Source organism: Endozoicomonas sp. (assembly GCF_031844845.1).
Taxonomy (GTDB): Bacteria; Pseudomonadota; Gammaproteobacteria; order Pseudomonadales; family Endozoicomonadaceae; genus Endozoicomonas.
Genome location: NZ_JAVRMB020000248.1, coordinates 1 through 15,154, shown reverse-complemented (window position 1 = coordinate 15,154; position 15,154 = coordinate 1). Strand labels below are relative to the sequence as shown.

General features: G+C 46.7%; 12 protein-coding genes. 6 read left to right on the top strand and 6 right to left on the bottom strand.

All coding sequences use genetic code 11. The features are described 5' to 3' along the window. Positions 1–103: 103 nt before the first annotated feature. Both RM811_RS13455 and RM811_RS13450 read left to right on the top strand, forming a co-directional pair. Positions 104–622 (top strand): recombinase family protein, encoded by a 519-nt coding sequence (locus RM811_RS13455; RefSeq protein ID WP_402525124.1) that lies wholly within the window; start codon positions 104–106, stop codon positions 620–622. A gap of 369 nt (positions 623–991) precedes the next feature. After that, positions 992–1,594 (top strand): hypothetical protein, encoded by a 603-nt coding sequence (locus RM811_RS13450; RefSeq protein ID WP_402525121.1) that lies wholly within the window; start codon positions 992–994, stop codon positions 1,592–1,594. A gap of 649 nt (positions 1,595–2,243) precedes the next feature. On the opposite strand, the gene RM811_RS13445 is transcribed toward RM811_RS13450, so the two are convergent. From RM811_RS13445 to RM811_RS13430, 4 genes are all read right to left on the bottom strand, one after another. Then, the gene (locus RM811_RS13445) at positions 2,244–4,397 is read right to left on the bottom strand and encodes a CHASE domain-containing protein (RefSeq protein ID WP_402525118.1); all 2,154 of its coding nucleotides are present in this window, start codon (positions 4,395–4,397) and stop codon (positions 2,244–2,246) included. Further along, entirely contained in the window at positions 4,394–4,798 is a 405-nt protein-coding gene (locus tag RM811_RS13440; RefSeq protein ID WP_402525115.1) for a response regulator, read from the bottom strand. The genes RM811_RS13445 and RM811_RS13440 overlap by 4 nt, the downstream gene beginning before the upstream one ends. Positions 4,799–4,955: 157 nt before the next feature. Beyond that, positions 4,956–5,366, bottom strand: a complete 411-nt coding sequence (locus RM811_RS13435; protein WP_402525112.1) for a response regulator — start codon at positions 5,364–5,366, stop codon at positions 4,956–4,958. 337 nt (positions 5,367–5,703) lie between these two features. Continuing rightward, positions 5,704–7,158, bottom strand: a complete 1,455-nt coding sequence (locus tag RM811_RS13430) for a catalase (protein ID WP_402525109.1) — start codon at positions 7,156–7,158, stop codon at positions 5,704–5,706. 143 nt (positions 7,159–7,301) lie between these two features. Between RM811_RS13430 and RM811_RS13425 the strand changes: the two genes are divergently transcribed. Beyond that, entirely contained in the window at positions 7,302–8,195 is an 894-nt protein-coding gene (locus tag RM811_RS13425; protein ID WP_402525107.1) for an aspartoacylase, read from the top strand. Positions 8,196–8,310: 115 nt separating this feature from the next. Here RM811_RS13425 and RM811_RS13420 read toward each other — a convergent pair whose 3' ends face one another. After that, positions 8,311–8,547: a hypothetical protein gene (locus RM811_RS13420; RefSeq protein WP_402525105.1), complete on the bottom strand. Its 237-nt coding sequence runs from the start codon at positions 8,545–8,547 to the stop codon at positions 8,311–8,313. Between the two features lie 280 nt (positions 8,548–8,827). Further along, complete coding sequence (locus tag RM811_RS13415) at positions 8,828–11,521, bottom strand: hypothetical protein (protein WP_402525103.1); 2,694 nt, start codon at positions 11,519–11,521, stop codon at positions 8,828–8,830. A 502-nt stretch (positions 11,522–12,023) separates the two neighbouring features. Here RM811_RS13415 and RM811_RS13410 point away from each other — a divergent pair. The 3 genes from RM811_RS13410 (at position 12,024) to RM811_RS13400 (ending at position 14,677) form a co-directional block, all read left to right on the top strand. Next, on the top strand, positions 12,024–12,596 hold the full coding sequence (locus tag RM811_RS13410) for a hypothetical protein (RefSeq protein ID WP_402525101.1): 573 nt from the start codon (positions 12,024–12,026) through the stop codon (positions 12,594–12,596). Further along, positions 12,593–13,642, top strand: coding sequence for a DNA polymerase III subunit delta (holA, locus tag RM811_RS13405; RefSeq protein WP_402525098.1), 1,050 nt, complete (start codon positions 12,593–12,595; stop codon positions 13,640–13,642). The genes RM811_RS13410 and holA overlap by 4 nt, the downstream gene beginning before the upstream one ends. Before the next feature lie 162 nt (positions 13,643–13,804). Further along, on the top strand, positions 13,805–14,677 hold the full coding sequence (locus RM811_RS13400; protein ID WP_402525096.1) for a hypothetical protein: 873 nt from the start codon (positions 13,805–13,807) through the stop codon (positions 14,675–14,677). The last annotated feature ends 477 nt before the right edge of the window (positions 14,678–15,154 follow it).

Sequence of the window (15,154 nt, the reverse complement as noted above, 5' to 3'; positions counted from 1 at the left end):
CAGTTCAAAAAAAATGCAACGAACGCAACATTTTTAGATTATATTTACCTAAATATTTTCAGGCGTATGGGTTTTGTGGTTATCAACAACAAAATTGGCCGGAATGGAGTCTGTTACCAGCCAGACAATTAGGCGAAGAATAGAAAGTGGCTACTACGAAAGAGTAAGTCGAACATCAGGTGGCCATTATCGTGTATTCATCCAGCAATACAGAAAAATAAGTTATGCAAGAGTTAGCTCCGTCAAACAAAAATCCAGCATCGCCACACAAAAACGACTCTTGCTCGAGCGGTACCCTGACTCCGAATTTATCGCTGACATTGCCAGTGCTTTCAACTTTAAACGGAAAGGACTTAAAACCATTCTGGAATCCGCAATGCTCGGAAATCCAACGCTTGTTGTGGTTACCACAAAAGACCGACTCGCAAGATCAGGATTTGAGCTTATCAAATGGCTCGTTGAATTATCAGGAGGACAGATCGACATTCTGGATGGTCAGGCTGACCCCACTGAAGCCGTCGACACCCAGGAGCTTATCGGTTTCATTACCTCATTCTGCAATAGCCACTACGGGAAAAGATCTGCTGAAAGGCGCAAAAATAATAGCCTCAAAAAAGATTAGATTTTATCCAGAGAACAAGGCTGCCTACAAAGAAGCCCTGGTGCTGAACAGGCGCTCATACAATCTGGCAGTAGAACGTTTTCGAAACAACGATTATCTTAATGCAAATGGCAAGTTCATCAATATGCGCCCCGCCATTAAAGCGCAGGTATCCCAAGAGCAAAAGGGAAAAGGTCATGCATACAACTCGATAATTTCAGACAATGGAACGCTGTCGGCAGCAACGACATTCAAGGCAGTCTGTGCTAAAAACAAAAATCTGAAAAACGAAAATGGAGGGAAAGAAGGTTTCTGTGAAATCCATTTCAAAAGCCGAAAAGGCAGCAGACACTCATTTTCAATAGACCGGATGCCGTCAGGACTAAACCCTTGTCTTGTATCATTGGGGCAAATCCACTTAACCCCATAACTACCGAAAGTGTGCCAAAGGAAGCGATAGGAAAATCTTGTGTCATCACTTGTGACAAAGACCGCTGGTTTATCCAGGTCCAGCAACACATTGAACTCAACACCGATATCCAAGGTGCCGTTAAGTGTGTTGGCATTGATCCTGGCGTAAGAACATTTGCCACTTGTTTCAGCGAGAAAGAAGCCCTTATAGCGGGTGATAACGTAGCCAAAGAGAAGCTTTTCCCATTAATGAAGCGGGTGGACCAGTTAATTGGGAAAAAACAAAAGTTATTGAACACTCAAAAGGGTGTGAAGTTGTGGGATATGCCACAGTGGACCAGAGATCGGATAGCCCATATAGATAATGCGATCAATGAGTTGAAGTGCAGGAAAGACGACATTGTTCTTGATTTGCACAACCGTCTGGCATTTGAGCTGGTATCCACATACGACGTAATATTCCTACCCACTTTCGAGACCAGGGGCATGGTCATGAGGAAAGGTGCGAACGGGAAGAAGGTGAGGACAATACGCCGTAACACCTGTCGCCAGATGCTCGACCTGAACCATTCTTTACTATAAAGAGCGGTTTCAAGTTGCGTCTGAAGTGGTATGCCAAAAAGTACGGAAAGCATGTCGTTGATTGCAATGAAGCCTATACCACAAAGACCAGATCATGGAACGGCACGGCTCAGTTCCAGATAAGTGTTGGTACTTTACCTCAAGTCGCTCAAAGCCTGATGTATAGAGATCTTAGGGAAGTGGTATTGTAGAAAGTACCCTCCCTCCGTCATTCTCGCGAAGGAGGTTGTCGCAAAAAGGGAGAATTAACACCCAACCGTCATCCCCGCGAAGGAGGGTGTTGCAAAACCCTCCTCGCTCCCACGCTTTTAGGCCCTGTGGGTCCTGCGTGGTAGCGCCAGGACCCAACCACAGACACGATTCCTGTGGTTGGCTATGCATTCCCACGCAGAGCGTGGGAACGAGGTTCACACCGTCATCCTCGCGAAGGCGGTTGTCGCAAAACCCTCCTCGCTCCCACGCTTTTAGGCCCTGTGTGTCCTGCGTGGTAGCGAGGAGGGTTTTGCAACAGCCTCCTGCGCGGGGATGACCGCTGGTTGTTAATTCTCCCTTTTGCGACAACCTCCTTTACGGGAATGACGGAAGGCTATTACTTTCTACCATTCCACTTCCCTTTCTCTACAAGCTGACCCGTTTAATCAGTGGTTGTTCAGGCAGTGCCTGTTGTTGTAGCAGCAGAGCTGTGCACTTCCAGCTCAAAATAGAAAACCGCCCCATGGCCTTCTTCACTGTCAACGCCAATGGTACCACCGAGCTTCTCAATAATGGCTTTACTGATACTCAATCCAAGCCCGGTACCGGAAGCCTTTCGGGTCATTATATTATCGGCCTGACTGAACCTCTGGAATAACTTCTCCTTGAACTTTTCCGGGATACCAGGCCCCTGGTCTGCGACCTCCACCCGGATGACCTGCCGTTGCTCATCAAACATCGAGCTGATCATCACTTCACCGCCCTTTGGTGAAAACTTAACGGCGTTAGAGAGCAGGTTGGTCAGCACCTGAATCAACCGGGTGGGATCAGCCAACACGGTGATATTCTCAACCAGCTCGGAAACCACCGGTCTGACATTATATTTTTTTGCATAAATCAGGTTTTCAGTAATCGCCATGTTGACCAGTGATGATAAATCCACCGGCTCAAGATTGAACTCTATCTCACCGGCTTCAATTTTCTGTATATCCAGAATGTCGTTAACGATGGTGGTAATTCGCCGGGTATTCCCTTCAACAATCGCTAGCAGTTCCTGAGCCTTCTCGGGGAGTTGTGCTCCGTACAGCTTACTTAACAGTTCCACCCCGCCGAGAATAGACGTCAGCGGTGTTCTCAACTCATGATTGACGGTTGAAATAAAACTGTCTTTCATCTCTTCAGAGCGTTTTTTCTGGGTGATATCCTGCATTATTCCGATATAGAGTAATTCGTCGTTTATGGTGACATCACTGACACCCAGTCTTAAGGGAATTATTTCCCGGTCGAGGGTTATACCGTCCACTTCACAATCAATGCCCTTAAATTCATCAACGCCATTGGGGCTGATACTGCGTTTGATATACTCTGCGATCTTAAATTCGGGCGTTATCATACTGACATTCGACCCGACTAACTCCTCGGCCGAATAACCCAGTATTTTCCGGATAGACTGGTTACAGGTTTTGATTTCCCCAGCTTCATCAAAGGTAATAATCCCGTCAATGGTATTATCAAGAATGGAGTGCAGCGTCATACGGGCTTCATGATGAACCTTACCGAAAGCGCTGGCCTTCCTGAGGTCATCCGCCCTTCTGATAACGTACACCCCCATGGCCAGCAAGATACTCATGATCAGCATAGCCATCAGCCAGATTTCTCTTTCCGCAGCAAACACCTCAATGGGCGTTACCGGCGTGATCACTAACCGCCAGACACGGTCTGCCACCATCAAATCCCGGGATATCACATGGTCAGACTGACCTGCCAGCGAAGCGAGTGTGTGTACCTCACCTTCCTCATGGTGGTTGCTTAACACGACCAGTGGCGAAGGGTCTTTACTGTCATTGACATCATAGATATGAACATTTAAATCAGGGTGAAAATCGTTGGGAAAAGCACTGGTCACCATATCCTTGATTCGAAACACACCTAACAGTAGATTGCTGCCGGCCTGCTCAGCCTCGGTGTTTTCACTGCGGATTTGCGCTAAAAACAATAAAACACCGTTTTGATTACCGGTCTCCTGAACCAGTTTTATCCTGGAACTGGCCACCAGCCTGCCCGTTTCCAGTGCTTTCTTCAGTGCTGATTTCCGCTCAGGGTTGGCAGCCAGATTAAAGCCTACGGCTTTCTCGTTCCCCGCCAGTGGTTCGACAAAATACACCGGGAAATACTCATCACTCTCTTTGGCCCTGACCATATTGCCATTGTCGTCTTGCTCTTTAATCATGAAATCCGGTAATCCTTCATTTTGCGCCCGGGATTCATACCCGCTGCGCTCACTGCGGGAGACCCTGGGTATCCACTCCAGAGCCTGAACACCCCGGGTTCGGGCGAGTATGCCACTGGCGAGCAATGTAAACCGGGCACGACTGATATTTTGTTCACTCACAGCATAGCCATCACGCATGGCGTACAGAGCAGACAGTTGCTGGGCAATACTGTTTTGAATAACCACTTCCATCCTTTGGGCACTCTGGTTAAAACGAGCGGTTTGCTCCGCTGACAAATCGCCTTGCCTCTGCACATAGCCGCTAACCAGGACGAAAATCATGATCGACATGAAGCACAAACCCAGCCCCAGGTATAAATACGATTTATCATTTTTCATGCCGTGGCTCCATGATTTACATCCCAGGACTGCCAGAATTTTTCAATAGTGGCGGGCAGGCTTGCAGGACTGAAAGGTTTACTGATAACACCATTAGCCCCGGTCTTTCGGTAAGCATCGCCCTGTACCGGAATATTGGCCGTGACAAATAGAATGGGAATTTCCTCGAACCCGGACATGGCCCTGATTTTTTCACAAAGCGTGATGCCATCCATCTTCGGCATCATCACATCAAGAAGAATCATTTGCGGATTCAGCTGCCTGAGTTGTTTCAGGGCATCATGGCCATTACTGAAAGCACAGAGATGGTAGCGACCCGTCATATCAAATACGGCCTGGATCAGCGTCAATATATCCGGATCATCATCTACGTAGACAATTCGATCTAATTCTCTTTCCATGAGAAATCCTGTCCCTTTCCAATTCCAGGGTGTTTAAAATGTCGGCAAAAATAAGTCAATGCCTGTTCAGCTCATTAATCCCTACCCGAGCAGAGCAAACCATTTGATCATTGAATCAACGGATTTTCTCAAACTGCTGCGTTACTTTAAAGCCATGCTATTCAAACCGTTTTTGCTGAACATCATTCCAGATAGCGTTCAGTATCTTTGGTAATTCAACCGGGTCAAACGGTTTGGTAATCACGTCAACAGCGCCCAGTTTTCTGTACTGCCTCACTTCGTGGGACTGCACCTTGGCGGTCATAAATACCACAGGAACGCCTCGGTAATTCTCTTGTTGACGAAGATAGTCAAACACCGCCAGACCATCCATATCAGGCATCATGATATCCAGCAACACCAGATCCGGAACTATCTGTTTCGACTTCTCAACCGCCTCAATGCCCCCTTCGCAGATAATCAATTCAACCTCGGTCATCGCCTGCATAGTAAGCTGAACGATTGTGCGAATATCGGGATCATCTTCGGCATAGAGAATCTGCTTCAATGCTTTTTCAGGATTATCCATAATGTTTCCGGCAGCGCTGAGAGTAACTGAGGTATCGACCAGACAAAAAAAGAAACCAGCCAAAATACGAGGACAGGGGTTTAAAACAGTGCTGCCGGTCGACGATAGTTTTTATCCTGACAACCCGGCGGGTTGACAGCTCAATTGTTGTTAACGGGTGCAATTAAAAGTGTTCCCTGAGGGTGACAACAGTTAAGAATTCCCATCGTCATCCCCGCGAAGGCGGACAAAGAGAGATTGCCCCCTCATTCAGCCAGCTCCGTAGGCATTCCCACGCAGAGCGTGGGAACGAGGTTAAAGTATGTTCACAACAGAACAAGTTATAGGGTGCGAAAGATTAAACCTCCAGCGCAGCCTGAACCCTCATACCATAATCAGCATCACACAGAGTAAAGTGCTGAACCATGCGCTTTTGCACAGACTCTGTAGCCTGCTTCAGACCACCGGCAATATTACCAATCAACTGCAGTTTCTGATCGTCAGACATCAGACGATACAATGCACCCGCCTGAGTGTAATTGTCTTCATCACGAGAGTCATAAGCCCTGACCCAGGCATTTTCCTCCAAAGGCATTGGCGGCTCAGCCACTTCCGGCTTTGGCTTTGGCGCCTCTTCACGGTCATTGGGATAGAAGTTCACACCGGCATTCTGGTTATGCCCCGAAAATGGGCAGGCAGACCCCTGAGCCATGGCACCATCACGCTGATAATGATGAACAGGGCACTGGGGACGGTTGACCGGTAACTGCTGATGATTGGCGCCAATACGATAACGGTGAGCATCGGCATAAGCAAACAGTCGACCCTGCAGCATTTTATCGGGAGACGCACCAACACCGGGCACCATATTGCTGGGTGAAAATGCCACCTGCTCGGTTTCGGCAAAATAATTCTGGACGTTACGATTCAATTCCAACTGACCAATTTCAATCAGTGGGAAGTCACTGTGGGGCCAGACTTTGGTCAGATCGAATGGATTCGTTGGATACTGCTTCGCCTGCGCTTCCGTCATCAACTGGATTTTTACCGTCCAGCTGGGGAAGTCACCCTGATCAATAGCGTTGACCAAGTCTGCGTGTATGCCATCAGCAGGCATTTTAGCCGCATCCTCATTGGTCAGCGTTTCAATACCCTGATTGGTCTTGAAGTGCCACTTAACCCAGACGCGCTCACCCTTGTCATTCCACATACTCAGGGCATGAGAACCATAGCCGTTCATATGGCGTAATGACTTTGGAATACCCCGGTCAGACATCAGGACAGTGATCTGATGCATGGACTGAGGGTTGTTGGCCCAGAACTCAAAATGGTGCGCCGGATTGGGCAGATTGGTTCTTGGGTCTTTCTTCTGGGAATGGATAAAGTCCGGGAACTTGGCCGGATCTCTCAGGAAGAAGACCGGCGTATTATTACCCACGATGTCATAGTTCCCCTCTTCCGTATAAAAACGCAGGGCGAAACCCCGAACATCACGGACAAAATCACCAGAATCCTGCCCACCCGCTACGGTAGAAAAGCGCAGAAACACATCCGTTTTTTTCTCGGTGCCCTGCAGAAATTTAGCAATGGTATGGTCTGACAAGTCGTTGCTCAGAGTGAAGGTACCATGAGCACCATAACCCCGGGCATGAACCACACGCTCAGGAATGCGCTCCCGGTTAAAATGCGCCAGTTTTTCAAAAAGACGATAGTTATCAAATGTCAGAGAGCCACGTTCACCGGCAGAGATACTGTTATCATCTTCAGCAATGGGCGCTCCATTAGCCGAAGTTAAATAGATATTACTTGTCATTTTCCGCCTCCTCAGGCGTGGTAATGGCCACCAAAGGCCAGCATAAATACCCGCGTAAGTGTATTAATTCCCTTATATTGGAACTATTGACCCAGATCAATGGTCTTAACTAATAATTATTATTATTTACAGTGAGGCTCAGTATGAAGAATGACGCCTATCAGGCTATCAAGAAAATAACCATTGTGGGTGGAACCCATGGTAATGAGTATTTAGGCCCTTACTTTATTCGCAAGGCAGAGCAAACGGAAAGATACCGGGATAACGCCATTGAAGTCGCAACACTGCTGGCTAACCCGGAAGCTTTTGCTCAAGGCCAGCGCTTTATCCATCACGACCTGAATCGCTCATTCACCCCTGATATTCTTGTGGGTAGCCAGCCTCAACATGAGCATCAGCAGGCCAGAGAAATATCCAGACATTTTTCCCGGGAAGCGCTGGACCAGCACTTCATTATTGATCTGCACAGCACTACGTCCAATATGGGCATCACCCTGATTGTTCGTAACGATAGTCCTCTGAACCTTCATGCTGCCGCCTATGTGCAGCAGAATATTCCCGAAGCCCGTATTCTGTTCAGTGATGTGGACAGCACGAAAGCCCAGTCCCTCAACAGTCTTTCCCGTTTTGGCCTGGCCATTGAGGTCGGCCCCATTGCCAATGGGGTTGTTCGTCATGATCTGTTCGAAACCACAGAGCGCGTGGTTGATCTGGTGGTGAAGTTCCTGACCCTTGGTAAAACCCGTGAGGTGCCCAGGCTCCCCGATGAAGTCACCGTGTTCAAAATCAGAGAAAGGGTGCCTTACCCCAGGGATAGCGAGGGGGAGCTGAGAGCCATGGTTCATAAGGATCTTCAGGACCGGGACTACCGGTTACTGGAAGCTGGCCACCCTGCCTTCAGGACATTTCAGGGCGGTGATATCCGCTACGATGGTGAGCCCGGCTATCCGGTTTTTATCAACGAAGCAGCCTACTACCGTGAGGATACTGCTTTCATTATGACCGACAAGGTTGATATTTCACTGAAACAGCCGTGAGCTGACAACAGGGCTCTCCGATAACGCCATGTCTTGATAAGCCCATGACGGTTGGGTCACGAGTCGGCTTTCTATCAGAAGCAGAACCACTTCCCACTTTGTTGTCCAATATTTATTAAACCAACGTACACATCAAGCGTTGGCCCGGGCTGTTTAGCTCGTCTTTATTATTCTCCTGAAAGGTTACAACCACCGGCTTTAGCCGGTCAGCTTTAGCTCCAACATTTTCCGTTTGCAGGATGTCAGTGGCGGTGGGGACGTCAGAGAGCCGTTGCATATCGTTTAGAGAGGTGCTTTGGGAGGGCTCAACGGTGGAAGCGAGCGATCTTTCAAGTTGATCCTGATCTCTCATTGAGTTATCTGTATTTCGCCCTATTGCAATACTGTGGACAGTTTTTCAAGTACTCAATCCTTGTGGGACAAAGCCTGTGCTGTAATGACTTTTATTTATCGCAAGTCTGGGTCAGCCCATAGTTGCCAAAAAGTCCCCTATGACGCTACAGACCCCGGAATTACTGGGGAAAAACTGTCCGAAATATTGCTATTGGGATATTGAGATTATCTTCAACGCGTCTTGGACGCGTATCCGGACTTTCAGTCCGTAATACTAACCCACCGGCTTTAGCCTGTGGTTATTGAGTTTCACAGTGCAACGCCTCACATTGCTCTTTGAAAATGGTCAGGGCGGCTTTATCTACTGAACCCAATACCTCGAACAGTGCACCCATAGTAACTCCACAGTTAATAGCCTCATGTAAAAGACTTGCTGCAGTAATGCTTCTTTTATTATCCCGATAAATATTTAAGCCCAAGCCGTTCGCTACAGCTATGAAACCGGTAGATCCTGATTTAACATTGAGTCCTAAACTACTCACAATATACATAAACTTACTAGAATTTTTAACATGAATCTCACATAATGCTGTTTCACTAACGTTATCTGATAGTTTGATTTTATAAGCGCCACTAGCCAAATGGATAAACCGATTAAAAGAAGGCTTATATTTATCGCACTTTCTCAAAAAATCACCAAGCTTTACTTTGTTCAAATAATTTCGAAAGTCTATACCGTCAACGATACCATCACGCATACCTGAATCAGTTATAAAAATCGCCTTGAGGCTTTCCCTGTGTAATTCTGATACGTCGAAATATTCTCCAAATCCAACAACTGGATTCATACTTATATCAGACCACATTCCAGCATTAATAAGTTCCACAAATGTCATATTTAAAATTTTTCCGCCCAAAGACTCAAAAGGCCAGCTTTTATATACTTTTTCAGTCTGTAGAGAAGTACCGCATCGCGCTAATGATTGATCAGCATTCATTTGTTTTTTAAACTGAGGAAACGCATCCACTTTAAACATTTTATTGAGATCACTTAATAATTCACCCATGACCATCGACTTCTTAGACATGGCTTTTAGAAAAAGAACCGGAGAACACACCCCCTCATTTTGAACCAGATGTTGAATATCATAACGACGACTTAATCGTCTCAGTTGTTCTTGTGTGGCTTCGCAAGCAAAAGAACCTAACATTCGAAGGATAGAAGGATCAGCAAAGTCTATAGTAACCTCCATTAACGAGCCATTATTATCAGCGCCAGCGTCGAGGCGATTTCTGGCATCATTATATAGCGGTAATGAATCCTGCATACTTAGCATTTGAATTCCTGACCTTATATTTGTCAAATAATTACACTCACTTGAATATTTTCTGTTGACGCCCTTGATCTTCTTTAATTTTTTGTACACATTCTGAGCCTCATCCTTGAAACTGTTCAATGCTTTACGGCACTCGTCTTCCTCAAAACAATTCCCTATTTCCTTGATTAGCGCACCTATGGTGACTCCCCTGTTGATAAGTGCTGAACATATTTCTCCGAAATCATTTTTATCCGTTCGGGAAATATTGACGCAGAGATCCCTGGCCATCATGGGGACAACAGAGCTAATCGTTCCGATTTTTTCTAATGACACACACAGATCACTGATTATTTTACTAAATACGTGATCCCCTGCTTGTCTGGATTTATCTAAAACTTCACAAAGCGCTATATCATCGATATTTTCAATAACGTCAGGCAGTTCTTTAACTGCCTGACTACTGGCTGCGTAGAGGAAACTATTGAAAAAAGGATAGTTATCCAGACATCGATTCCTAAAAGTATTCAGCGTCAGATCCGTCTTACGGATAAACTCAGCCGGATTGTGGATATTATCACTTTTGCCGTGGGCTGGAACAAATATAGCCTTAAATTGTTCCCGATTCGCTGGGGATTGCCCCCAATAAAAAGACAACTGCCGCTCAATATTTTCAATAATTTGCTTTGCCTCTGCACCCTTTTCTTTGGCTTCCGCCATTGGTTTATTTAATGTGTCTTCTATCAAGCCGCCAGTCATAATCCACTTGCTATTTATATCAGAAACATCTGGATAAACACTGTTTTTAAATACTGAATCAGAAGAAGTTATCGATCGCTTAAAGAAATAAAATTCACTATCTTTATAGTCTTCTTTAATATGAATTAACAAATCATCCACTTTCACGCAGCGTTGCGAAGCTTTCCTTAGAAAAACAAACGGATCGCCAACAGGATTCCATTTAGTTGACATTGAACACAATCCAGCAAGACGTGCAATTTGATCATGATTACTCTCTTCAGCAAACATCAATAACGCAGGAGTCAATTCAGCATTATTTAATTGAATCGATCCGTCGTTAAACCCTCCCGCATTGGTATATTCATGAGTACCTTCTAGTATTTTTATCAAACCAGAACACTCATCTGGAGCAAGTCGCTTACAAACTTCCAATAATTTATCAATTACACCTTCCACCGTATGTTTTTCGTGAAGCTTGGCAACAAGCATTTCGCCTGTAATATCAGATCCAAATCGAAATTCATAACAATAAAACATTATTTGTACTGCCTGAGAATTTGAGCACTCTTGTCTAAAATATTTCAACCGATCTCTATATGAATACTTCGCCCCCCCCCTGATAGGGATATTTTGGTCCTTACGCACAGCGATGGTACTCTCAGTATGGACTGATTGAATACTGTGAGCTGCTATTCCTTTTTTAGTCTTACTGAGGGTTTCTAGCATATGCATCATGCCCCAGTTACATTGTGAATTAGCGAAATCAGCAGGTTGTCTACATGTAGGACAATACTTTCTATTTGATTCTTTAAAAGTTTTAACACATCTCCCACAAAAACTATGAGCGCATCCTTCTTCGCCAACAGCGTGACCCACCACCATGGGGCAATGATCCCCTTCAAAAGAATAAGCAATAAAACAAATCGGACAGTCCATAATAATTTCCTCTCAATCATGGCGAATAACTATCAACCCATCCACTTTCGGTAAGCCCGGAGCTTAACAGAGTGATAACTCATCCCGAAATGATGGTCTTGTTTCAGGATACTTCCTGATTATTTATTAACATTTTTTATAGAACTCCTATCTCAGACTGTTTTGTTGATACTTCGTTCCAAAATACCTGCCCATATCATCTTTCATGACTCTCAGTACCTTCATAAATGTCCTCAACATTGACGGCAGGCATTAATGACCATCGTGATGGGTGGCTCACAAATTCCGTTCGGCCCAGGGCTCGGAGTGGTCGGAGTGGTCGGATTCCGGATTAAAAATGAACACGTTATGTCAGAACAATCTCTTATGTACACTATGTGCATCATGTTAAAGTTGCGGGTCTAATATCGGGAAAATCCATCTGCCGGGCTTTTTGGGAATATCTTTCTGATTATTACAACTTCAGATACGATACCCGTCACCGGTGGATTACGGAGAGATCATGACATACACCCTTCGTTCAGTAAGCATGCTGACTCTGCTGCTGTTAACCTGCCTGTTGACCGCCTGTGGCTTTCAACTGCGAGGACAGATGGAGACAGCCAGTGAGCTGAAGCAGCTGGCCGTGTCCGGCAGCGATCCTGTTTATATTCGCTACCTTTCCAGAGCCATGGAGCGTAGCGGCATTGAGATCAGCGCCCAGGCTCCGTACCGAATCAACATCATCCGTGTTGAGCGGGATGCTGACCAGCAGACCGCAGCGACCGCAGGCTATTTTGAGCAGAGAATATCCATGACGGTGGCCTACCAGCTGCAAACCTCATCAGGCCTATCCCTTTTTGCACCGGTTGAGCTGACTCGCGAGCGGTACATAACCCAGAATCAGGATACGCCCAATGCGTCAGAATCCGAGCAGACAATTATTCGCTCCGAGTTACGACAGGAGCTGATTGCCACGACCCTGCGCAGAATTCACAGCCTTTCAGAATCTGCCCTGGCTGAGGAATCTGAGAAAGCCAGAGCGATAAAGAAAAGCAGTATGGAAAGTACCAGGGACCGGGATTCACAACCTTGAAGCTTCGTATTGACCAACTGGGAGCACAGCTGAAAAAGCAGCTGGCTCCGGTGTACATTATCAGTGGCGATGAACCGCTGCAGGTAGCCCAGTGCTGCGATCAAATTCGCAAGCAGGCCAGAGACACCGGGTTTTCAGAACGCCATGTTTATCACGTAGAAACCGGGTTTGACTGGGGTGACTTTCTCGGGACTGCCAATAGTCTGTCCCTGTTTGCCCAACAGCAGATCCTTGAACTGCGTATCCCCAACGGCAAGCCAGGGGATGCGGGCAGTAAAGCGTTACTGGAATACATCAGCCGGCCATCGCCAGATAACCTGCTGCTGATGGTGACCGACCGCCTTGATGCTACCCTGCAAAAATCAAAGTGGTTCAAAGCCCTGGAGCCGGCCGGTGTATTTGTGCCCATCTGGCCCATCGAATCCCATCAGCTGCCACAATGGCTTAACCAGCGCCTGAAAGCGGATGGCTACCGGGCAACGCCCGATGCCCTGAACCTGATTGCCGAGCGCGTGGAAGGTAATCTGCTGGCGGCTTCACAGGAGCTGGAGAAACTCAAACTCCTCTCCAAAGATAAAAACATTGATGAAGCTACCGTTCGCGACGCGGTTTCAGACAGTGCGCGGTATGATGTTTTTCAGTTATTGGATACCGCCCTTGCTGGCAATATCAAACAGTGTGTTCGTATCCTCAGCATCCTGAAAGGAGAAGGTATTGCGTCGACCATCATTCTATGGGCCCTGGTCAGAGAGATCAGACTACTCAGCCACCTGAGCCGACAGATATCCCGTGGACTGTCCATCGATGCGGCTATTGACCAGTCGGCAAAAGCCATGGGGTTTGCCCCATTTATGCTAAAACGCAGGAAGCCTTTACTGGACAAAGCGATCCGTCGAAACAGTGAACACCAGCTTCGTCAGATGCTGCTATCCGCAGGCAGGATTGATCGTTGTATCAAAGGTCTGGATAAAGGCAATGTCTGGGATCAATTACTGACGCTGACTCTGTACCTTGCCGGACTCCCGCCATTGAAAAGCATTACCTGACCCGTTCAATTACCGCCAGGACGGCTCAGGTAAATCAGAAGCCTACTCGATAAAGGCCTTCTCCCCCTCGCCGATATCTTTCCAACAAGTCCTCCTGATTATTGGTCAAACGACCAGTCAAAAGGGAGTATTCATTGGTCAGAAAAAGACAGGGACGCGCTCATGGGTTTTCGGGCACTATCATTAGCTTCTACCCTCCTGCTTGCCGGCTGCATAGCCGGGTATAACCAGCCCTATAAGAATCAATGGTCAAAAGCCAAGAACCTGGCCAATGCTGCGGGTATGGAAGAGAAACTCTATGATCAGGAGCTGCCCGATACCGCCTACGATAAGGAAGGCAAGCTGCTGGATTACAAACTGAGCGGTATTTTTCACCCGGCTTACGGCAGCGCCAGCGGCATCGCTGGTGTCAATATTAATCCCTACGGCCCCTTTGAGCGTTTCTACTGGGGCTGGACAATTCCAGGGGTCAGCCATCACAGCGAACACCGTGTCTTTGCCTGGATGCCACTTCCTATGGCACCGGATAGCGCCAGTGCAAAACACATGATGGAAACCATGTTGAGCAGAGCTTCCCTCGCCATTCTTCAGGAGATGAATTACAACTATCAGGAAGTTAAAAAACCCTTTATTCATAAGGGAAGAACGTTTAAGCAATGGTATCTTGATCAAGCTGATGGCACTTGTTCATTGCAAAAAATGAACTGCGTATTAAGTCTCTATGTCACCGAGCCAAGAGGTCCCTACCGCGCTCCCCGGTTTGCCTTCCACAATATTGCCGGGGAAGCATCGTGGTTTTTCCCTGCTGGCGACAAATCCGTTTTTCCCCGCCTGATTCTGGCCGAAGGCGATGGAACCAAGAGCATCAGTGCCAACATGTTCTATCAAAAACTCAGCGCCCGACTGCCTGGCTGGGCTTATTTCTATATCGCTCCCAATGAAGCAGGCATTGGTGAAAATAACCGTACGATTCCATACCCCTATGTTCTGGAGAAAGGTAAACCATTACTGTTTATTCGTCCGGTTACAAAGTAAGGAACAGCCTGCAAGATCTCGCTGCCCGCTATCCGTAGTCCGTTGCCCGCGAAAGCACCAGTGACTCCTGCTTTTTCGGGCAACGGACAACGGACAACGTCTATTGAAATGGGGAAGTTATTACAGGACAAATCTTTAGGTCATGGTGCTACCACGCAGGACCCACAGGACTCGAGAGCCTAAAGGCCTAAAAGCATGGGAGCGAGGGATGATAAAATTTCATTATTGAATTCCGGCATCAGTATCATTGATCGTAAACGAAAAACAGCTATCCTTTACCACTCTTTTAGCATCCGGTTATCGCTCTTCCGGTAATATGACATTTTCATTTTAATCACTGATTCAAGTATTTATTCCAGAGCTCTAATGACAACATCTTCCTGGTTATCACTGTTGGCTATCTGCATGCTGGGAGCCATCTCGCCCGGCCCCAGTCTGGTCGCTGTTATGAAAAATACCTGTCTCTTATACACATCT